This window comes from Psychrobacter pacificensis (assembly GCF_018336615.1).
Classification (GTDB): domain Bacteria; phylum Pseudomonadota; class Gammaproteobacteria; order Pseudomonadales; family Moraxellaceae; genus Psychrobacter; species Psychrobacter pacificensis.
Map to the genome: position 1 here is coordinate 1817754 of NZ_CP048752.1, position 20384 is coordinate 1838137.

The window sequence follows — 20384 nt, forward strand, 5'->3', positions numbered from 1 at the left end:
ATTTTTGATATTATTGACAACCTCTACGCCATATTTTGATCAATCGATTGATAAGATCAACGCAAAGAGCGAGCGATAGCGAGTCACAATATAAAAATGTCCGATGCAAGTAAGCGAGTATTTATGAACGATAAGTCAGTTTCTCAGTCCACATCTCAACTGGCCACCTTAATCCAAATGGGCAAAGAGCAAGGGTATCTTACCTATGCTGAGGTGAATGACCAGCTGCCCGACTCTATTACCGAAAGCGATCAGATCGAAGATATTGTGCAGATGCTAACCGATGTTGGTATCAAAATCTTTGAGTCTGCCCCTGATGCCGATGACATCTTGATGAACGATGATTCAAGTGATGATGACATGGCAGCAGATGAGGCAGCGGCGGTACTTGCCTCTGTTGAGACTGAGCCTGGTCGTACCACTGACCCTGTCCGTATGTATATGCGTGAGATGGGTACAGTTGATCTTCTTACCCGTGAAGGTGAGATCTCCATTGCTAAGCGTATCGAAGAAGGTATTCGTGATGTACAGCATGCCATGGCTTACTGGCCTGGCACCGTACAGTTCGTCCTTGATGAATACCAAAAAGTACAAGATGGCGAAAAAAAGCTATCTGACGTCATCACTGGTTTCTTAGATCCTGAAACCGAAGAAGATAAAATCGCCGCTCAAGAAGCCAAAGATGCGGTGAAAGAAGAGCGTGAGCGCATCAAAGAAGAAAAAGAAAACCCGCCTATCATCAAAGCTAAAGTGAATGCCAAGGCAGCCGCACTTGATGATGACGAAGATGAAGACGAAGACGACGTGGAAGAAGAAGCTGAAGAAGAAAGCAGCGGTCTTGATCCAGAAGAAGTACGTTTGCGTCTAGAAGAGATCGAGCATCTATTTATCAAAGCCAAGCAAGCGCTACTAGATTATGGTCGTGGTAGCGTGCAGGCGGATACTGCGTACGCATTACTTGCTGAACGCTTTATGATGCTAAAGCTCAATAATCGCTTGTCAGACCAAGTCATGGCGATCATGCATGACGTCTACGACGACGTGCGTAAGCAAGAGCGTCAAATCATGCGCTTGGTGATTCGCCGTGGTCGTATGCCGCGTGAAGAGTTCCGTAAGACCTTCCCTAGCAATGAAACCAATGTCGATTGGCTCATTGAGCGTATCAAAGGTAAGCCTGCATTTGCGGGCACGCTAGAAAAAGTCACTGATGACGTTATTTTACTTCAGCGCCGTATTCGTGATTATGAGCAGCAGCTCGATATGAAAATCCACGACATGAAAGATGTGGCACGTCGTATGGCCGTTGGTGAAGCAAAAGCGCGACGCGCCAAAAAAGAAATGGTTGAGGCCAACTTGCGTCTGGTTATCTCTATTGCCAAAAAATACACCAACCGTGGCCTACAGTTCTTGGATCTGATCCAAGAAGGTAATATCGGTCTGATGAAAGCCGTTGATAAGTTTGAATATCGCCGTGGTTATAAGTTCTCAACGTATGCCACATGGTGGATTCGTCAGGCAATCACGCGCTCTATCGCTGACCAAGCACGTACCATTCGTATCCCTGTGCATATGATTGAGACGATCAACAAGATCAACCGTGTCTCACGTCAGCTGCTACAAGAAATGGGCCGCGAGCCAACGCCTGAGGAATTAGGCGAACGTCTAGAGATGGACGAAGTCAAAGTCCGTAAGGTGCTGAAGATTGCCAAAGAGCCTATCTCTATGGAGACGCCTATCGGTGATGATGAAGATTCACACCTAGGTGACTTCATCGAAGATGGTACGATCTCAAGCCCTGTCGACGATGCAACGTCTGCTGGACTACAAGAAGCCACTCGTGATGTACTCGGTAATCTAACTGAGCGTGAAGCCCGTGTCCTAAAAATGCGTTTCGGTATCGACATGCCAACGGATCATACTTTAGAAGAAGTTGGTAAGCAGTTCGATGTTACCCGTGAACGTATCCGTCAGATTGAGGCAAAAGCACTACGTAAATTGCGTCATCCCTCACGTTCTGAGCATTTACGTTCTTTCCTTGAAAATGACTAATATTCAATGAAGCTAAATAAAAAAAGCCGAGTTTATCTCGGCTTTTTTGTGTTTGTTAATCTATGTTATCAATGCGCGCCTAAATTTTGCTCAGCATCTGGTTTGTCATGTACACCGAAATTGTCTATCATCGTCTGGCTTGCCTCGTTCAAACCAATAAGCTCTACCTCAGTGCCTTCACGGCGAAATTTGATAATGACTTTATCAATCGCAGCGATTGCTGTCACATCCCAAAAATGTGCTCGTGACACGTCAATAACTGCTTTAGAGACAGACTCTTTAATATCAAAGGATTCAATCATATGCTCTGCTGACGAAAAGCATAGGCGAGGATTTAACTTTTTGGCTATCCCAATTACCGAGCTTAAGTGACCACCCTACTTCTTAGTTTGAATAAATTTATAGTCTTTTGGGCTTTACAGACTTAGATTCTGTATTAGAATCATACGGCACCTGCAATACTACGCTCACAGATTTCATCGCTAGGAAACTGACATGATTGTCCGGCAAACACCCCACCCGTTTAAGATATTTTTCGCCCTTCGCGGTTCAATCATTCCAAAAATATATCCGCAGCTGCTATTGGTTACCATCCTTAGTACAGCCATTACCATTATTCAACACTGGATTCCTGACTCTTTTCCTTATTATGGTATCGCCACTTTTACCTTATTAGGGATTGCACTATCGCTGTTTTTGGGATTTCGAAATAATGCCAGCTATCAGCGTTGGTGGGAAGCACGGATGCTATGGGGCCAGTTGGTATATGATGCTCGCAGCTTAACGCGCCAAGTCCTATCCTTTATAGATGATGACAACGAGCATGGTCGTGAGACTCAGCGCACCATGGTATATCTGACCATTGCTTTTGCACATGCGGTGCGCCACAGGCTGCGTGGTACGCCACCTTGGGCGGACATAGATCCCTTTGTCGCATCCATACATCATGATGGTATGCGCCAAGCAAAAAATGTCCCTGACCATATAATGCGCCTCATGGGTAAGCATCTCGGCGATATTCGGCGTCAAGGACTGGTCTCAGAGCAAGTCATCCAAAACATGGATGAGCGCCTGACCTCTATGACGATTGTCTTGGCAGCCTGCGAGCGCATTCATAACACACCGCTACCTTTTGCTTATATGCTGCTGGTACATCGTACGACCTACTTGTATTGCATCATGCTGCCTTTTGGCTTGGTCGCCTCGCTTGGTTGGGCAACGCCCTTGGTTTGTGCCGTGATTGCTTATACGTTTTTTGGGTTAGATGCATTGAGTGAAGAGCTAGAAGAGCCATTTGGGTTGGCGGCTAATCAGTTACCTCTGACCGCCTTGTCACGCACGATCGAAATCAATCTGCGAGAAGCGCTGGGAGAAACCAATCTGCCGACTGACATTATGCCTATTGATGGTTATTTGCCGTAAATATTGCCGTCATCTAAGCGCCATACAATAAACGAGCGGCAAACGTAACTTGAATAATCTACCGCACGCCACTATAAATAGCAGACAAAGGTACTGTAGGTAAAATCTCTACTCTAACCAGCTGATTTATTCAAAAATATTATCTATAAAAGCGAGGCTCATATCATGAGTGATGATTCAAAAAATAATAACGACAACGTCGACAACAATGTAAATAACCCAACCAGCAATCAGCCATCAGTGAAAGTCACTGATTTGACGCCAAATAAAGGCGTTCTGAAAGGCAAAAAAACAGACATTCAAAACCCAGAGCTTTGGGAGTTCCCGATGAACTACCCACTCAGCATCATTGGTCATGAAGGTGAGCACGAGAGCCTGCTTAATGAAATCAAGCTGATCTTGGGTAGCCAATTCCCTGATTTTGATTTGGCCTCTATTGAAGTGAAACCTTCTAGAACGGGTCGCTTTCATTCAGCACGGGTCAATCTGTACCTAACAGCCGCTGATCAAGTCAATACACTTTATGCCGCGCTTGATAACGCCAAGACGGTCCGCATGGTTTTGTAAATCGTTCAGACAGGTTTAGCGCCTTTTGGTCCAAGTCGTCACTCGCTAGTAATAACATATGGGTGGCGATTTTTTGTGGTTTGATGTACAATCTGCGCCCGCATTATTGCCGCCATGGTGATAGTTATCAGGCGACAATCACTGAGAAAATAAAAAGCAAACGGCCACACTATTTTTACAAAAAATTTATGATCGACCGCATTTGCGTCTAACCCTTATCCCATCGTCCTTTGCCAAAATTTGGACTGCCTACAACCTTGTAGCAACATAGTTTTATCCTAAAATCAATATAGTATTTTCAAAATTTTCCCGCTATATTGTGCCTACCGATTAACAAACACGCTATATGTAGTACTCAGTGATTTTTGCTATCACTATGGGTAGTGGCTGCTTGTTGCCAAAAAACTACTGCTACCATCGACTACAATCGCGTCATAAAGAATGTCTGCCGCTCCTTTGGCGCGCAGCATCACTATAAGCAATCAAAATAGAGGCCAACATGACACATATTGATAAAATCCAAGTAACCAAGCGTGATGGACGTTTAGAGCCTATTAATTTAGACAAAATTCATAAGGTAATAGCGTGGGCGGCGGATGGATTGGACAACGTCTCTGTGTCGCAAGTTGAGCTAAAGTCGCACATCCAGTTTTATGAAGGCATCAAAACCCGTGATATTCACGAAACCATCATCAAATCTGCTGCCGACCTTATCTCTGAGACCACGCCTGATTATCAATATCTCGCCGCGCGCTTGGCGATCTTCCATCTACGTAAGATTGCGTATAACCAGTTTGAGCCGCCGCACCTGTATGACCATGTCAAAACGCTCACCGACGCGGGCAAATATGATAAGCATATCCTAGCGGACTATAGCCGTGCTGAATTTGACGAGTTAGAAGAATATCTGGATCATTGGCGTGATATGAACCTTGCCTATGCTGCTGTCGAGCAAATGGCAGGGAAATACCTAGTACAAGACCGTGTCACGAAGACCGTGTACGAAAGCCCGCAGTTCTTATATATGCTCGTGGGCATGTGTCTATTTGCCAATTACGACAAAGCTGAGCGCTTAAGCTACGTCAAACGCTTTTATGATGCGACCTCAGAATTCAAAATCTCACTACCGACACCGATCATGTCAGGTGTGCGTACGCCATCGCGTCAGTTTAGCTCGTGCGTACTGATCGAATGTGGTGACAGCCTAGACTCAATCAACGCGACCACCAGCGCCATCGTACGCTACGTGTCACAGCGCGCTGGTATCGGCATCAACGCTGGCCGTATCCGTGCCCTTGGTAGCCCGATCCGTGGCGGTGAAGCGCAGCATACTGGCTGTATCCCATTCTACAAACTGTTCCAAACAGCGGTGAAATGCTGCTCACAAGGGGGCGTCCGTGGCGGTGCTGCGACCCTATTTTACCCATTATGGCATTTGGAAGTTGAGTCATTACTGGTACTCAAAAACAACCGCGGCGTCGAAGACAACCGTGTCCGTCATATGGACTACGGCGTACAATTAAACAAAACGATGTACACGCGCCTCATCAAAGGTCAAGACATCTCGCTATTTTCACCAAGTGACACGCCAGGCCTATATGATGCGTTCTTTGAAGACCAAGACAAATTCGAAGCGCTATACACCAAATACGAAAATGATCCTAACATCCGTAGCCGTCAAATCCCAGCTGCTGATTTGTTCAGCCTAATGATGCAAGAGCGCGCCAGTACGGGTCGTATCTATATCCAAAACGTCGATCATTGCAACACCCATAGCCCATTTGATGCGACGGTTGCCCCGATTCGCCAGTCAAACCTATGTATGGAAATCGCGCTACCGACCAAACCACTGGATAACATCAATGACGAAGAAGGCGAAATCGCCCTTTGTACGCTATCAGCGGTCAACTTGGGTAAAGTCGAGAGCGTCAGCGACATCGAAGAGCCAGCCGAGCTAATCGTCCGTGCCCTTGATGCCCTACTCGACTATCAAGACTATCCGGTCAAAGCTGCTGAAAATGGCAGTATGCGCCGACGTACGCTTGGTGTGGGCGTGATTAACTACGCTTACTACTTGGCTAAGAATGGCGCACGCTACTCTGACGACAGCGCACTTGGTCTGACCCATCAGACGTTTGAAGCATTGCAGTTCTATCTCTTAAAAGCCTCAAACAAATTGGCAAAAGAGCAAGGCGCGTGCCCTGCGTTCAATGAGACCACGTACTCACAAGGTATCTTGCCGATTGATACGTACAAAGCCGACTTGGATACAATCTGCCAAGAGCCGCTACATCTCGATTGGGAAACGCTACGTAGGGATATCACGGAACACGGTCTACGCAACTCTACCCTAACCGCCTTGATGCCGTCTGAGACCTCAAGTCAGATCGCCAACGCGACCAACGGTATTGAGCCACCACGTGGTCTGGTCTCTATCAAAGCGTCAAAAGATGGCATCTTAAAGCAAGTCGTGCCTGAGATTGCTACCCTAAAAGATCAGTACGAGCTACTATGGCAAATGCCAAACAATGACGGTTACCTAAAGCTGGTCGCTATCATGCAAAAATTCGTCGATCAAAGTATCTCTGCCAACACCAACTATGACCCCGTTCGTTATGCTGGTGGCCGTGTACCGATGAAGATATTGCTAAAAGACTTGCTAAACGCTTATAAAATGGGTGTGAAGACGTTGTATTACCATAACACTCGTGATGGTGCGAACGATGCCCAAGCGGATATGGAAGATGATTGTGCTGGCGGTGCTTGTAAGATTTAGGTTTTTAAATAAATGGTGTTTTCTCTATCCGAAGTTAGTTGTAGGGTGTATCAAAACATCAAATGTCTTATCCGCCTTGAACAATTAAAATGGCTGATTAATTATGATTTGACAAGATGGTATATGAAGAAAATTTTATATACCATCTTTAAAAATATAAAGGCAAAAACCTATGAAAGAACAGTTTGTTTTAAATCTACCTAGAAAAAATAATGAAACTGAAGAAATTGAATGTCTTCAAAGCTTAGTTCTAATCGGTGCAAACGGTTCAGGTAAAACAAGACTTGGTACATGGATTGAGATGGATTCTCCACAGAAAGAAAAAGTGCATCGTATATCTGCGCAAAAATCATTAATAATGCCAGACAATGTTATGCCCAAATCGATTCAACTAGCTGAAAATGAACTACTACATGGACACAAAGATTCTACTATATCAAACCGTATTTATTACAAAAAAGGTTATCGTTGGGGAAATTTGCCAGCTACGTTCCTTCTTAATGATTTCGATAAACTCATGGTTTATTTGTTTTCAGAGTTTACAGATGAGAGTGCAAAATATCTAAACGAATCTAAGCGTACTTCAAATAAAGTAGTGGCTCCTATAACTAAACTAGATTTAGTTAAACAAGTTTGGGAAAAGGTGTTACCCCATAGACAATTAATTTTGAATGGATTGAATGTTCAAACCTGTACAGCAGGTAATGAAGAAAGTGCTTATTCTGCTTCAGAGATGAGCGATGGTGAAAGAGTTGTGTTTTATCTTATAGGTCAATGTTTGGCAGCACCTGAGGATGGGGTAATAATAATTGATGAGCCAGAAATACATCTTCATAAATCTATCCAAGCTCCCCTATGGATTGAGATACAAAAATTAAGATCAGATTGCCTTTTTGTCTATATGACCCATGATGTTGACTTTGCAGTATCCCTACCTGATTCTCAAAAAATATGGCTTAAATCTTATGATGGAACAAACTGGGATTGGGAATTAGTTCAAGAGGTAGATGGATTACCTGAAAATTTATTAGTAGAGATACTTGGTAGTAGAAAGCCTATTGTACTTGTTGAAGGTGTTAAAGGTAGTTTTGACACGAAACTGTACCAAGCAATACTTGATAATTTTTTAGTTATTCCAAGTGGTTCATGTACAGAAGTTATTTCAACTGTCAAGGCATTAAAATCAAGCGGGCAGCTTCATCACCTTGATGTTTACGGAATTATAGATAGAGATAGAAGAGTCGAGAATGAGATAGAATCTTTAAAAGATAATAGTATTTATACTTTAGAGGTTGCAGAGGTCGAGAATCTTTTTTGTCTCCCAGAAGTGATTAAAATAGTAAGTGCCAGACTTGGAAGAAATCCTGATGAGGATTCAGATGCAGTTGCAAGCTTTGTTATTAACAGATTGCAGTCAGAACTTGAAAAACAAGTATCCTTACATGTAGCAAGTGAGATTAAGTTTCAATTAAATTGTTTCAATGATAAAGCAACTGGTGAAGACAATCTCAAGATGGCTTTGTCATCACTTACTGATAACATTGAAGTAGATAAAATTTATAGTGAAAAAGAAGCGTTATTTACCGAGGCTATAGAGTCTAATAACTATCTACAACTACTAAAAGTCTACAATAGAAAATCACTAGCTCATCAAGTAAGCGCTGTACTCGGACTAAAGGAAGGAGAGTTGGCAAAAACAGTGTTGAGATTCGCAAATAGTGAATCTATAGAAGAAATAAAACAAGCCTTGAAACCTTATTTTGGGGATTTTGCGGAAAAAATTACATAACCTCTCGCATAGTTTTGTAGGGTGCGTCCCGCGCACCAATGATATAAAAATCATGTTTGATGGTACTTAAAAAGCACCCTACAAATTACGCTCAAATAGCAAATTTAATCAGCAAGTCCAACTTTGCTACAACGAGACCTTTAGCCCCGACTATAGTGGTATCCTGCTGACAACGATGGCGATGCAGTCTGTGGCTGGACGTAGTATCGAGACAACAGGAATGCGTTCAGACACAATAGACTGCACGACAGCGGCTAGGCAGATACAAGCGGTAGGCGGGATTGGCTACTAAAATATTTAATTTAACACAGTAACAAGTAAGACCTAATTTTCGTGCTAAAATTAGCCCTATATTTAGAGCGTAATTTTAATGGAGAATGGGTCATGCAACCAATATTTGCGACACAAACAGCCAGTATTTCAGAGTTAAAGACCAACCCTTCAGCACTCATTAAACAGTCAGATGGTGAGTCGATTGCGATTTTAAACCACAATAAACCCGTGGCTTACTTAGTTTCCACAGACATGTACGAGCGTATGATGGAGGCGATGGACGATATGGCACTCAGCCAAACCGTAAACGCACGGATGAATGACGGGCAGACACCGATAAAGGTTACGCTCGATGACTTATAGTCTTGAGTTTCACCCATTAGCGTTAAAAGAATGGAAAAAGATAGCGCCAAGCATCCAGCAGCAGTTTAAGAAAAAATTACAGCAGCGACTATCCAATCCTCATGTGCCTGCGTCAAAACTCTCTGGACATACAGATACTTATAAAATCAAATTACGCACCCTAGGGTATCGTTTGGTATATACCGTCAAAGATGACGTGGTGGTGGTTTATGTATTGGCAGTCGGTAAAAGAGAAAACAACAAGGTATATGACAGTCTGGCGACGCGTCAACCCTAACGAAAACTTAGAAATAACTAAAACGACGGAGGTCATGTGCAATATACCGCAATCATCAAAGACGGTGGTTTGTTTATCCCAAACGTATTTTCAGACCTAAACGATGGTGGCTCGCATATCGTACAAGTCGAGGTTGATATTGCAGCGGTGCGTCAGCAGTTAGAGATGGATGAAGCGCCAAAGGCAGCCGTCGCCAAAAAAAACGTGGCAAAAGCAGCCAAAAAACCAGCATCGCGCGCGGCTAAAAAAGACATAAAAACAGCAGCAGAAGCGTCTGATGTGAGTACCCTACGTAAAAGCGCACTGGATGAATTAGAAGCACTCGATGATAGTGAGCTGAGCGAGATATTCAAAGCCTATATGAACGATGGCAAAGAGCCCTCACAGATATCGCTAGAGAACCTTTAACCCAAAAAGCCATTGACCAAAATTTATAATATAATCATATCCAATTTGTATAATTTCATAACCGTATCAATGATAAAGGCAGTCCCATGACTTACTCGATTTTTTCGCAAACGCCAAACAATGCGCTAACAGAGCCGATGTTCTTTGGTCAGCCCGTCAACGTGGCGCGCTATGACCAACAAAAGCACCCTATCTTTGAGCAATTGATTGAAAAGCAGTTGTCATTCTTTTGGCGTCCAGAAGAAGTTGATGTGTCACGCGACCGTATCGACTTTAGCAATCTGTCCTCGCATGAGCAGCATATATTTTTGAGCAACCTCAAGTATCAGACCCTACTCGACTCTATCCAAGGTCGTAGTCCAAACGTGGTGCTCCTGCCGCTAGTGTCTATCCCTGAGCTTGAGACGTGGATTGAGACATGGTCATTTAGCGAGACCATTCACTCGCGCAGCTATACGCATATCATTCGTAATATCGTTAATGACCCAAACATTATCTTTGATGACATTATGCAAAACGAGCACATCTTAGGCCGCGCCTCTGATATCGCTCAGTACTATGATGAGCTGTATCGCAACTCACAGTTATATAGCCTGTATGGGCCAGGTACGCATAATATCAATGGCGAGGAAGTGACCGTTGATTTGCGATCGCTGAAAAAGCAAATGTATCTATGCATCATGGCGGTCAACGTCCTAGAAGCGATTCGTTTCTATGTGTCGTTTGCTTGCTCATTTGCCTTTGCTGAGCGCAAATTGATGGAAGGCAATGCCAAAATCATCAAGCTCATCGCTCGTGACGAAGCGTTGCATTTGACCGGTACGCAGCACATGCTAAACCTCATGCGTAATGGTCGTGACGATCCTGAGATGGTCGAAATTGCTGCAGAATGTTTTGATGAAAGTATTGAGATCTTCCGCAAGGCGGCCGAGCAGGAAAAAGAATGGGCAGGCTATCTGTTCAAAGACGGCTCGATGATCGGTCTCAACGAAGATATTCTGTGCCAATATATCGAATACATCACCAACTTGCGTATGGAAACGGTCGGCTTGCCAGCGGCGTTCCCGAACTCAAAATCAAACCCAATCCCGTGGATCAACACGTGGTTGTCGTCTGACAATGTGCAGGTCGCCCCGCAAGAGACCGAGATTAGCTCGTACTTGGTCGGTCAGATTGACTCTGACTTATCAGACAGTGATTTTGACGACTTTGAACTATAAAGGCTCCGAATTATAAGAGCTGAGTTGTAAGAGCTTTGAGCTATAAAGGTTTTAAATTATAAAGGCTTGATCTGTAATCATTTTATCGGTTAATAGTAGGGATAGTAATAGCACAGATATCCCAATAGGATGAGCGATGACTTGGGTAATGACCAGTAAAAAGCAGTTCTATCTACATGATGACGAAAGTCTACTAGATGGATTGCTACGCACCGGACACGATGTCAACTATCAATGCCGCGAGGGCTACTGTGGTAGCTGCCGAGTCAAGCGTATTGCTAGCTCGCATACGGTCGATTATCCATTTAACCCGCTTGCGATGATTGAGGACGATGAAATCCTACCCTGCTGTTGCCGCGTACGGGGTGTCATCTATATCAACCATGAGCTGATTGAAAAGCCTTAGCAGTATAGTGAGGACTAAAGACTGGCCTGAACATTAGCTTTTATGCTTTGATAAAATTTAACTCAATAAAAAAGCGCGCTCCTTTAGATAAGGAGCGCGCTTTTTTGTGTAATTTAGCAATACACTTTATTGTGTTAAAGAGTCTTGCTCAAACAGTTTCATTAGCTCTTCGCGCATGCGATCACGCTCTGCCTCTGACATCATCGGTGCTTGCTCATCACCTTGGATACTGCCACCCATCCCATCCATACTCTCACCCTGTAGTACGACAGGACGCTCGATGGGCTCTTGTGCGGGACGCTCCTCTAGCATTATTTTTACTTGAGCATTTTTGCCTTGGCGCAATATTTGTGCATTCAGCTCTGTCGTTGGTGGCTTACGAGCGACATATTGGATCAAGGTATTGGCATCGGTCATCTCGACACCATCGATGGTTAGGATGATATCGCCAACACGCAAACCACTCTTGGCAGCAGGACTGCCTTCGATGACGTTTAGCACTTCCACGCCCGTTGAGGTCTCAAGCTGCGTTGGGTCACGTAGCTGTGACTGGATTTCGATACCGAGCCAACCACGACTGACGCGACCATCTTTGATCAGCGCGTTCATCACTTGCTCGACCAATGATGTAGGAATCGCAAAGCCAATACCCATCGAGCCACCAGAGCGCGAGAATATCACCGTATTGATACCGACTAGCTCACCACGAGCATCGACCAGAGCGCCACCTGAGTTACCTGGGTTAATCGCCGCATCCGTCTGGATGAAGTCTTCAAACTTATTGACGCCCAGTCCAGTACGCCCAGTCGCTGAGATAATCCCTTGCGTCACGGTCTGACCAACCCCAAATGGATTACCAATTGCCAAAGCCAGATCCCCCACGCGAATAGGATCTTCGCGGAAACCAAGCGGCGTCAATCCTGTCATATCAACCTTAATCACTGCTAGATCACTATCAGGGTCTGTACCGATGATTTTGGCGCGGCTCTTGCGTCCATCGTTAAATGCAACCGTGATCTCATCCGCTTTTTCGATGACATGCGCATTGGTCACGATATAGCCATCTTCTGATACGATCACACCAGAGCCTAGATTGGTATTGCCCTGCTCTTGTGATGGGCCACCATGATATTCAAAAAACCGGCGCAATACGGGATCATCCATATAAGGATGCTCTGTCATCGTTTGTGTGGTGTAGATATTGACGACCGACTGCGACGCGCGCGCAACTGCATTATGATAAGAAGAGATGGGCGCTGGTGTATCCGCAACTGGCTCTGACGCTTGCTGCTCGGCTGGCGGGGTTCTCGGCGGCTCCCACGTGGCCTCCGATGATGACTTCATACTCGTGAACAACCAGATAAACGCTACTAACACCAGCAGCAATAAGACCCAAGGCAACCATTTTAATAAAGAAACCTTGTTACGGGTGTTATTGGTGTTCTGGGATGACGACATATAGAACCTCTATAAATGTAATGCAGACGGACAGTGAGAAATAAGGTGAGAAGACTGCGATTATTCAACCATCATGGCTTGGATTATTCAACCATTATGGCTTGACTAGGTAATTGCTTGATTAGGCAATTAATAGCCAGAGCTAGGCAGACTCACATTTATAAATTATAACCGCAATGCCGTGAAATAGTAACGTATCGTGTACCATTTCAGTTATCCATCTTGTCTACTCTTTTACAGTGCCATGTTAAAATCATCGCTATCAGATATTTGCGATAGATAATGATCAATTATTTATCTTTTATGAGTCTTTGTCTTCAAACAACTTTTTTTAAGCACTATATTTGAATAATACTGCGTTACTGCAAGGCAATAACAATAAGGAAACCTAATGAGCCAAAACACGACTACTGAACCTTCGACCAACAGCATCAGCGCAGAATCATTGACGCAATTTTGTGATGAGTATCTATCTGCTAGTGCGTTCAAAGACTACGCGCCAAATGGCCTACAAGTAGATGGCGGTCGTCCAATACAACGTATCGTCACAGGGGTGACGGCGTGCGAGGCGCTGATTGATGCGGCTATCGCTGACAATGCCGATGCGATTGTGGTGCATCATGGCTACTTTTGGAAAGGCGAACCTGCGCCTATCACAGGTCTGAAAGGTCGACGTATCCGCAAATTGATGCAACATGGCATCTCTATGATTGGCTATCATTTACCGCTCGATGCACACCCCGTGATTGGTAACAATGCCAAACTGGCAGACGTACTAGATATGACCATTACTGGCGCGCTCTACCCCAACGAAACACACCCTGTTGGTAATATCGCCACTTGCACACCGCAGAGTGCTGATAGCCTGATCGCAAAGATTACCCAAGCGCTCGGTCGTACCCCACTATATATTTCAGCTAATTATAAGCATTATGCTGATAATAATGCGAAAACGACTGCCAATAGCGAGAGAGTGATCAAACGTGTCGGTATTTGTACAGGCGGCGCCCAAGATATGATCGAACAGGCTGCCATAATGGGCTGTGACGCCTATATCTCTGGTGAAATCTCTGAGCGTACCACGCATATCGCTCGTGAGCTGGGTATCGATTACTTTGCTTGTGGTCATCACGCAACAGAGCGCGGTGGTATTCAAGCGTTAGGAGAGATAGTCGCCCAAGAATATGGACTGCCAGTAACCTTTGTTGATATTAAAAATCCAGCATAAGATAGCCAATATAGTGGCCATCATTAGGGCAGAACTCGAGACGATTAATAAAGAATATAGGCGTTGTTATAGCCATTATCGCAAAACTCATTAATGAGTTTGTGAATATTACGCCCATAATATAGCGACATTTAACCGTTTATATCTCAATTGTTAAGTTTTATCGCTTTTTTCTTAACTCTACTTGAATAATGCAAGCGATATCCGCATATTACCACCTGTAAGAAAGAACGTTTTGTCATGAAACTTCCCATTATTACAGCTTCCGGTTATGGCACTAAAATAATGCTGGCGGTTATTTGAAACTTTATCATGCTTTATGAGCAATGAAATTTTTGAACGTCGCCAGTTAAAACACGATGTATACACTCGATATTTGATTTATACCGTGTTTTTATTTGTAGTGTCGCGATGACAGTTTTGCACCACCTTTTTGATAGCATATTTTATAAGCTATCAAATATGGTTGAGCTGCTTGCCCTCATTGCTGGACAATTAACTTTAGCAGCTAGCCACCTTATTACTAATCACTCAAGGTGTCGTTAGTTATTAAAGTTAGCATCACCAAAGCAGATGAATATATTGGTCTCAATGGCCAATCATTACCTCACCGCTTTGCTTGATGTCGTTGTCTCAATAACTTACTCATGACCTTACCTATGTTTGATATATAGTTGTTTGGCCATTAGCCATATTGCGTTATCGATGAAGGAATCATCTGATTTACATCCTTCGCGTAGTCGTGCGTCCAGATTTTGAAACGACTGTTTTATGCTTTTACTTTAAGCATATGAGTAACACTTCGATAGCGGGCTGACCCACAAATCCACATCGCTAACTCTTAGAGAGAGCATGCTAGTGGCGCTATAATCAAGCAGGATGACTGATACTTATTTTATTCAAGAGTATGATGTCGTCTGAAATGCTGTATTGATATATGCCAAATGATGTGCATGTATTTTTACGCGTTTTTGCGGTAAGAAGGATGGCTAAAATCAGGAGACATCCATGCAACGTATTACTTATCGTGTCAAAGGATCTGCGCAAGGTGCCAAACGTCGTATTTCTCATTTACTACGTCCATCTAAACGCCTACTTAACACCAAAAGTAACATCGTTTCATCTACCCCTACTGCGTCGGGTCGTTTTGCCAGAACCAAGAAGCTGGCACAAGTATCCAGTATCGCTCTGCTCTCTTTGCCTGCACAGAGCCTAACGACAATGAATACAAAGGTATCAGCCTATGCCAATGTCATGCTGCAAAACACTTTGACCATTGCCGCTGTCCCAGGTGATAGTACTTATTTTGCCACTGATGGCTTCCAACATGGCTTTGGTTTTGATCTCGTGCGCACCTATGCAGACGAGCTCGGTGTGGATATCAATCTAAAAGCCTATGCCAATGAAGAGGCTGCACTCAAAGCCTTGAGATCAGGTGACGCTGATATGGCGTTGACCACGGCTAGTACCAAACTAAAAAGCCAGCTCAATCTCTCATCTGTTAATGTCAGCTGTGGCTACGACTCAAGCTTGACTAAAAACGGTCTGCATCCAAAAGTCAGTTGGACGTTCAGCTCACCTAATGATCCACTGTCCAAAAAAGCCAGTTACTTCTTGTGCGATAGCATCAAGCTAAAAAACACACAGAAACTAGCGGCGTTCTACAATCAGAATTTGCTAAAAGACGCTTATAGTCAGGATCATTTCCAAAAAACACTGACAGAAAAACTGCCTGATTATCAGTCTTCGTTTGAAGAGCAAGCGCGCAATTACAATCATGATTGGGAATTGTTGGTTGCTATGGGTTATCAAGAGTCACATCTTGATGCCAATGCGGTATCTCCGACTGGCGTACGCGGCCTTATGATGCTGACCAATAACACTGCAAAGGCTATGGGCGTGTCAGATCGCGTTGATCCTTATCAAAGTATCGGCGGCGGTGCTCGTTATCTAGAGCAAATGAAAGCAGAGTTCGCGGATGTACCCAAGACTGATCGCGTCTGGTTTGCCCTTGCTGCTTACAACATGGGTCCAAATGCGGTGAAAAGCATTCAGCGTAAATTACGCGCCCAAGGCATTGACGACAAGAGCTGGGCGAACGTTTATGCGTATTTGGCGGACAACAAAGCATCAAACAGCCGTTATGGCCAAGCAATGCACTATGTTAGCAACATCAGAAGTTATCTTGAGTCTATCAAAACTCAAACTGTCTAGTTAATAGACTCCATTAGATATCGGATATCTTAAGATACCTAATTTTTACGTAAAAAAAGCTGCTCTTATATAGAGCAGCTTTTTTATGCGTTACCATTTATGTGGGCGATATTTATATATACATCATTCGATAATACGTTATTGCTTAACGATTGGGTACCGTCAGACGCTGACCACGTTGCAACATAGTATCAGCAGCGATATTATTCATCTCAGCCAATTCTTGGGTTGATACACCATATTTACGAGCTAAACCAATCAAGCTATCGCCTGAGCCAACCGTGTAGCTCACCGTCGCTTTTGGCACTTTTAGGGTTTGTCCACGCTGTAGCTGGGCATTCGTCGCCAAGTCATTGGTCGCTGCCAAATCCTCTACAGAGATACCAAACTGACGAGCTAAGGCAATCAAGCCATCGCCAGATTTGACTTTGTAATTTTCAGTATTTCCTAGCTTTTTACCGCTGCTACTACTCTGACTGCTACTGCTTTGATTACTGTTGCTTTGACTACTATTAGAAGCCGAAGAGCTTGTAGAAGCCGAAGAGCTTGCCACGCTACCGCCCGCAGGAATAGTAATAGTACGACCTAATATCAAGTTAGACGTCGTGCTCAGGTTATTTGCTGAAGCTAAATCGCTCAAGCCGATATTATAGCGTTTGGCGACACCTGTTAGCGTATCACCAGATTTTACTTTATAGCTGACGGCTTTATCATTCAGTTGGCGATCAACTAACTCTTTTGAAACCGGTACTTTAATCGTTTGCCCACGTTGCAGGCGCGCTCTTGCATCAAAGTTACTGTTTACAGCAGCGATCTCTGCTGCACTAACACCCAAGCTATTTGCAATACCGATCAAGGTATCACCTGATTTTACTTTATAACTAGTGGTCGCTACTGATCTTGTATTACTAGCACTACTAGAGCTTGTGGTGCTTGCTGCATCGAAATTAACACTAGCAGGTACTTTTAGTGTTTGACCCACATAAAGTGAGCTTGTGCTATTGATACCGTTCAGGCTAGCTAACGTGTCTGTCGATACGTTAAATTGACGCGCTAATACAATCAGACCGTCACCCGGTTTTACTTTATAGTTCTTAGTCGCAGTGCTTGATTTACTTGGTCTGGTAGATGGTGCCGCAGGTGTTGTGGCGGGCGCTTTTACCTTACCAGGTACTAGCCAGAGCTTTTGTCCTCTGAGCAGATCAGCACGGCTACTGAGGTTATTGTAGCTGGCAAGCTGTGTGACCGATAAACCAAAACGGTTGGCCGTACCAATAAGCGTGTCGCCACCTTGTACAACATAGCTTTCAGGCTGATTGGCGGCTGGGTTACTGGCAGCGCTTAGCGGCTCGATAGTTTTGGCATTGTATAGATACAACGTGCTGCCAGATAGTAAGTTGGCACTAGCATCTATTTGGTTCCATTCTGCGATATCACGCCAATTTACCCCTGCACGGCTTGCGATATTCGATAGCGTATCGCCACGTTTGACCGTATAAGTGGTACGCGTGCCTTGTGGTTTTGGTTTACTAACTGACGTTTTAGCAAAGCTCAGCTTTTTCTCTTCACCGCTTGCTTCTAAGATAGACTGCTGCGTCTGTACGGCTGACAGGTTGATATTACCATCCGCGTTAATAACGTTGGTCTCAGAGGTATTGCTACGGATTTGGTGGGCAATGAAGTCGCGCTCTTCTTTGCTAAGCGGTGGCTCTTGGACAATCGTATTATTCTGAGTAATCTGAGCTGAGGTAGTCGGTAGACTGTTGCTGCTCTTGAGCTCAGCATTAATCTTTTTGGTCTCTGCATTGGTTATTGGCGGCTCAGTACGTACTGAGGCATTACCGCTATAGACAGAGCTGCTAGTCGTTTGAGCGGACGGTGAGATATAGCTCGTTGTTTGCTGAGGTACGCTTGCGCTGGCAGCATAATCAGCCAATGCGCTACTGCTGGATGGTAATGACGATGAAGTGTATGGCTTGCTATTGTAGCTTGGTGTCGTTGTAGTTGGGGTGCTTGTATTGCTAAAAGCCAATACATTGCTTGTGCCATTACCACGCAATAGACTCAGTTTGGCATCAGCGTTCAAGCTAACATCGTTAGGAATGATAACGCGCTGTGGACCAGAGGAATCCACACGACCTGAAGTCAATGCCGTGTTGAGTCGCTCTAACTCATCATAACTCACGCCTGTAAGCTGTGATACTTCAGACAAGCTCACACCGTAGTTGACCGGCACACTACGGAAATGCTGACGGTTAGCGATAGCTGGTAGATATACGCCATACTGTTCAGGCTTGGCCACGATTTCGGCTACTGCCAAAAAGCGCGGCACATAATTCATGGTTTCAGTTGGTAGTTGTAGTGACCAGTAGTCTGTTGGTAGCCCACGTGCGGCATTGGCATCAATCGCTTTTTGGATACGACCAGGTCCTGCGTTGTAGGCGGCTAGCGCCAGCTCCCAGCTACCAAACTGATTGTGTAGCGCGGTCAAAAAGTCATAAGCGGCGCGCGTTGATTCGATAACGTCACGGCGACCATCATAGGTGCTGCTCTGATTCAGACCATAGATACGACCTGTACTTGGGATAAACTGCCATAGGCCTGCCGCTGCTGCACTACTGGTACCACTTGGATCGTACGAGCTTTCGATAACTGGTAACAACGCCAGCTCTGTTGGAATGTTGCGGCGCTCAGCCTCTCGTACCGTATGGTAAATGTAGCGACTGGCACGCGCCGTCAAACGGTTTAGATAGTCTTGTCTGCTGGTAAACCAACTCTTTTGCCCTTCGATACGCTGATTATAAATCGGCTTACCACCGTTCATACGGTAGCCGGCACGCAAACGATTCCATAGATCACCATACTGCTGAATAGCAAGCTGGTTGCCCTCCACCATCGTCATGTCAGTGGCTTCTAATAGATCTGCCAATTCATCCAAGCTCTCTGCATCCAAAAACGCAGTTGAGTAATCTGCACTGCTCGTAGTCGCCCCTTGATTAGCAGGACGCTTAGTAATAATAGCTGAGCTATTGGTTGCACCTTTGTTTTTTACTGTTGAGGTGTTGCTACACGCACTGATAAGTAAAGTTGATACCGCAAGCGTCAATGGTAACGCAACAAACGAGCGAGATTTTGATAGCACAGTAGACATGATATTGGAAGTTTCCTAACGACAGAAAGTGATAAGACAAAGTTGAGAGATAGTATAGTATGCAACGTAAAGTAAAGACCAGCCTAATATAAAAGACACTAATAATCATTTTTATTAGTATCTAATAGATTGTATTGACCAGTATCTAGTTAATAGCTACTTGTGATACTGCACGTAATAATACAGCGTTACCAGTAGATACCGTCAGCGTTACACGAGATGTCGTAACAAATGATGTTTGCTGACCGTCTTTCGTCCAGCTCTCATTTGTCGTTACATTGGCTTTTGCCTGATCTCCTGTAATAACAATGTTATCTACAGAGATATCGTAGCGATAATTGGACGTATCATTCCAGCTGTTTTGCAGCAGCTTTAGATACGCATCTTTGTCTAAGCTGGTAGATTTACCTTTTCTAGATAATGAAATCAAGGCATCGTCAGATACCAGACGCGCGACCTGATTAATACTCTTGCTATTTGCGGATGACTTCATCGCTGCTGCGTAGTTTTGCACTAACGCTTCGGTCATCGTAGCGGCTTGCGCATTGATACTAATGGTGCTGGCGACTGCTAATATCGCAGTGACGCTGGCGCCCTTTACCAATAAAGCCAAAAGCCTACTTCCCAATAATTTTTTCATGATAATCCTTAGCGATATTTTTTCGTTTGCGCCGTAGTGACGATCAACGCTCTTTTATCATTTGTGTTGTTGATGTACTTATATAGTAAGTATACTCATATCATATGCCGAGCCTATCATCAAATTCTCACAGCCGTGTGACA

15 protein-coding genes and 1 pseudogene are annotated in these 20384 nt (G+C 44.3%); 12 read left to right on the forward strand and 4 right to left on the reverse strand.

Annotation, left to right across the window (positions count from 1 at the left end):
* Positions 1-123 precede the first annotated feature (123 nt).
* The gene (gene rpoD, locus GYK50_RS07690; RefSeq protein ID WP_071001404.1) at positions 124-2049 is read left to right on the forward strand and encodes an RNA polymerase sigma factor RpoD; all 1926 of its coding nucleotides are present in this window, start codon (positions 124-126) and stop codon (positions 2047-2049) included.
* Positions 2050-2117: 68 nt separating this feature from the next.
* Here the strand turns inward: rpoD and GYK50_RS07695 are convergent.
* Positions 2118-2369: pseudogene (locus GYK50_RS07695) on the reverse strand (STAS domain-containing protein); the annotation flags it as partial.
* A gap of 175 nt (positions 2370-2544) precedes the next feature.
* Here GYK50_RS07695 and GYK50_RS07700 point away from each other — a divergent pair.
* From GYK50_RS07700 to yfaE, 9 genes are all read left to right on the forward strand, one after another.
* The gene (locus GYK50_RS07700; protein ID WP_212563630.1) at positions 2545-3471 is read left to right on the forward strand and encodes a bestrophin family protein; all 927 of its coding nucleotides are present in this window, start codon (positions 2545-2547) and stop codon (positions 3469-3471) included.
* A gap of 276 nt (positions 3472-3747) precedes the next feature.
* Complete coding sequence (locus GYK50_RS07705) at positions 3748-4038, forward strand: YbeD family protein (protein WP_058024867.1); 291 nt, start codon at positions 3748-3750, stop codon at positions 4036-4038.
* A gap of 499 nt (positions 4039-4537) precedes the next feature.
* Positions 4538-6814 carry a class 1a ribonucleoside-diphosphate reductase subunit alpha gene (gene nrdA / locus GYK50_RS07710; protein ID WP_071001402.1) on the forward strand — a complete coding sequence of 759 codons (2277 nt, stop codon included), beginning with the start codon at positions 4538-4540 and terminating at the stop codon, positions 6812-6814.
* A gap of 172 nt (positions 6815-6986) precedes the next feature.
* Entirely contained in the window at positions 6987-8603 is a 1617-nt protein-coding gene (locus tag GYK50_RS07715) for a DUF4435 domain-containing protein (protein ID WP_212563631.1), read from the forward strand.
* Positions 8604-8987: 384 nt separating this feature from the next.
* The gene (locus GYK50_RS07720; RefSeq protein WP_212563632.1) at positions 8988-9239 is read left to right on the forward strand and encodes a type II toxin-antitoxin system Phd/YefM family antitoxin; all 252 of its coding nucleotides are present in this window, start codon (positions 8988-8990) and stop codon (positions 9237-9239) included.
* The gene (locus GYK50_RS07725) at positions 9229-9516 is read left to right on the forward strand and encodes a type II toxin-antitoxin system RelE family toxin (RefSeq protein ID WP_058025000.1); all 288 of its coding nucleotides are present in this window, start codon (positions 9229-9231) and stop codon (positions 9514-9516) included. Before GYK50_RS07720 ends, GYK50_RS07725 begins: the two co-directional genes overlap by 11 nt.
* Before the next feature lie 36 nt (positions 9517-9552).
* The gene (locus GYK50_RS07730; protein WP_212563633.1) at positions 9553-9924 is read left to right on the forward strand and encodes a hypothetical protein; all 372 of its coding nucleotides are present in this window, start codon (positions 9553-9555) and stop codon (positions 9922-9924) included.
* Positions 9925-10010: 86 nt separating this feature from the next.
* A complete protein-coding gene (gene nrdB / locus GYK50_RS07735; protein ID WP_071001397.1) occupies positions 10011-11144 on the forward strand; it encodes a class Ia ribonucleoside-diphosphate reductase subunit beta in 1134 nt (377 codons plus the stop codon).
* A gap of 136 nt (positions 11145-11280) precedes the next feature.
* The gene (gene yfaE / locus GYK50_RS07740; RefSeq protein WP_212563634.1) at positions 11281-11550 is read left to right on the forward strand and encodes a class I ribonucleotide reductase maintenance protein YfaE; all 270 of its coding nucleotides are present in this window, start codon (positions 11281-11283) and stop codon (positions 11548-11550) included.
* Between the two features lie 126 nt (positions 11551-11676).
* Here yfaE and GYK50_RS07745 read toward each other — a convergent pair whose 3' ends face one another.
* Positions 11677-13008 carry a S1C family serine protease gene (locus GYK50_RS07745; protein WP_212563635.1) on the reverse strand — a complete coding sequence of 444 codons (1332 nt, stop codon included), beginning with the start codon at positions 13006-13008 and terminating at the stop codon, positions 11677-11679.
* Positions 13009-13399: 391 nt separating this feature from the next.
* Here GYK50_RS07745 and GYK50_RS07750 point away from each other — a divergent pair, with 391 nt between their 5' ends.
* Both GYK50_RS07750 and GYK50_RS07755 read left to right on the forward strand, forming a co-directional pair.
* On the forward strand, positions 13400-14236 hold the full coding sequence (locus GYK50_RS07750) for a Nif3-like dinuclear metal center hexameric protein (RefSeq protein ID WP_212563636.1): 837 nt from the start codon (positions 13400-13402) through the stop codon (positions 14234-14236).
* A gap of 1008 nt (positions 14237-15244) precedes the next feature.
* Entirely contained in the window at positions 15245-16450 is a 1206-nt protein-coding gene (locus tag GYK50_RS07755; RefSeq protein WP_093070949.1) for a transglycosylase SLT domain-containing protein, read from the forward strand.
* 145 nt (positions 16451-16595) lie between these two features.
* Here GYK50_RS07755 and GYK50_RS07760 read toward each other — a convergent pair whose 3' ends face one another.
* Both GYK50_RS07760 and GYK50_RS07765 read right to left on the reverse strand, forming a co-directional pair.
* Positions 16596-19601, reverse strand: a complete 3006-nt coding sequence (locus GYK50_RS07760; RefSeq protein WP_212563637.1) for a LysM peptidoglycan-binding domain-containing protein — start codon at positions 19599-19601, stop codon at positions 16596-16598.
* 145 nt (positions 19602-19746) lie between these two features.
* Entirely contained in the window at positions 19747-20241 is a 495-nt protein-coding gene (locus tag GYK50_RS07765) for a nuclear transport factor 2 family protein (protein WP_071001391.1), read from the reverse strand.
* Positions 20242-20384 lie beyond the last annotated feature (143 nt).

Bases quoted from the DNA above. Each gene is read 5' to 3' on its own strand.
- GYK50_RS07760 (WP_212563637.1), bottom strand. From the start codon at position 19,601: ATGTCTACTGTGCTATCAAAATCTCGCTCGTTTGTTGCGTTACCATTG.
- nrdB (WP_071001397.1), top strand. From the start codon at position 10,011: ATGACTTACTCGATTTTTTCGCAAACGCCAAACAATGCGCTAACAGAG.
- rpoD (WP_071001404.1), top strand. From the start codon at position 124: ATGAACGATAAGTCAGTTTCTCAGTCCACATCTCAACTGGCCACCTTA.
- GYK50_RS07745 (WP_212563635.1), bottom strand. From the start codon at position 13,008: ATGTCGTCATCCCAGAACACCAATAACACCCGTAACAAGGTTTCTTTA.
- GYK50_RS07715 (WP_212563631.1), top strand. From the start codon at position 6,987: ATGAAAGAACAGTTTGTTTTAAATCTACCTAGAAAAAATAATGAAACT.
- GYK50_RS07755 (WP_093070949.1), top strand. From the start codon at position 15,245: ATGCAACGTATTACTTATCGTGTCAAAGGATCTGCGCAAGGTGCCAAA.
- GYK50_RS07700 (WP_212563630.1), top strand. From the start codon at position 2,545: ATGATTGTCCGGCAAACACCCCACCCGTTTAAGATATTTTTCGCCCTT.
- GYK50_RS07725 (WP_058025000.1), top strand. From the start codon at position 9,229: ATGACTTATAGTCTTGAGTTTCACCCATTAGCGTTAAAAGAATGGAAA.
- GYK50_RS07765 (WP_071001391.1), bottom strand. From the start codon at position 20,241: ATGAAAAAATTATTGGGAAGTAGGCTTTTGGCTTTATTGGTAAAGGGC.
- GYK50_RS07720 (WP_212563632.1), top strand. From the start codon at position 8,988: ATGCAACCAATATTTGCGACACAAACAGCCAGTATTTCAGAGTTAAAG.
- nrdA (WP_071001402.1), top strand. From the start codon at position 4,538: ATGACACATATTGATAAAATCCAAGTAACCAAGCGTGATGGACGTTTA.
- GYK50_RS07750 (WP_212563636.1), top strand. From the start codon at position 13,400: ATGAGCCAAAACACGACTACTGAACCTTCGACCAACAGCATCAGCGCA.
- yfaE (WP_212563634.1), top strand. From the start codon at position 11,281: ATGACTTGGGTAATGACCAGTAAAAAGCAGTTCTATCTACATGATGAC.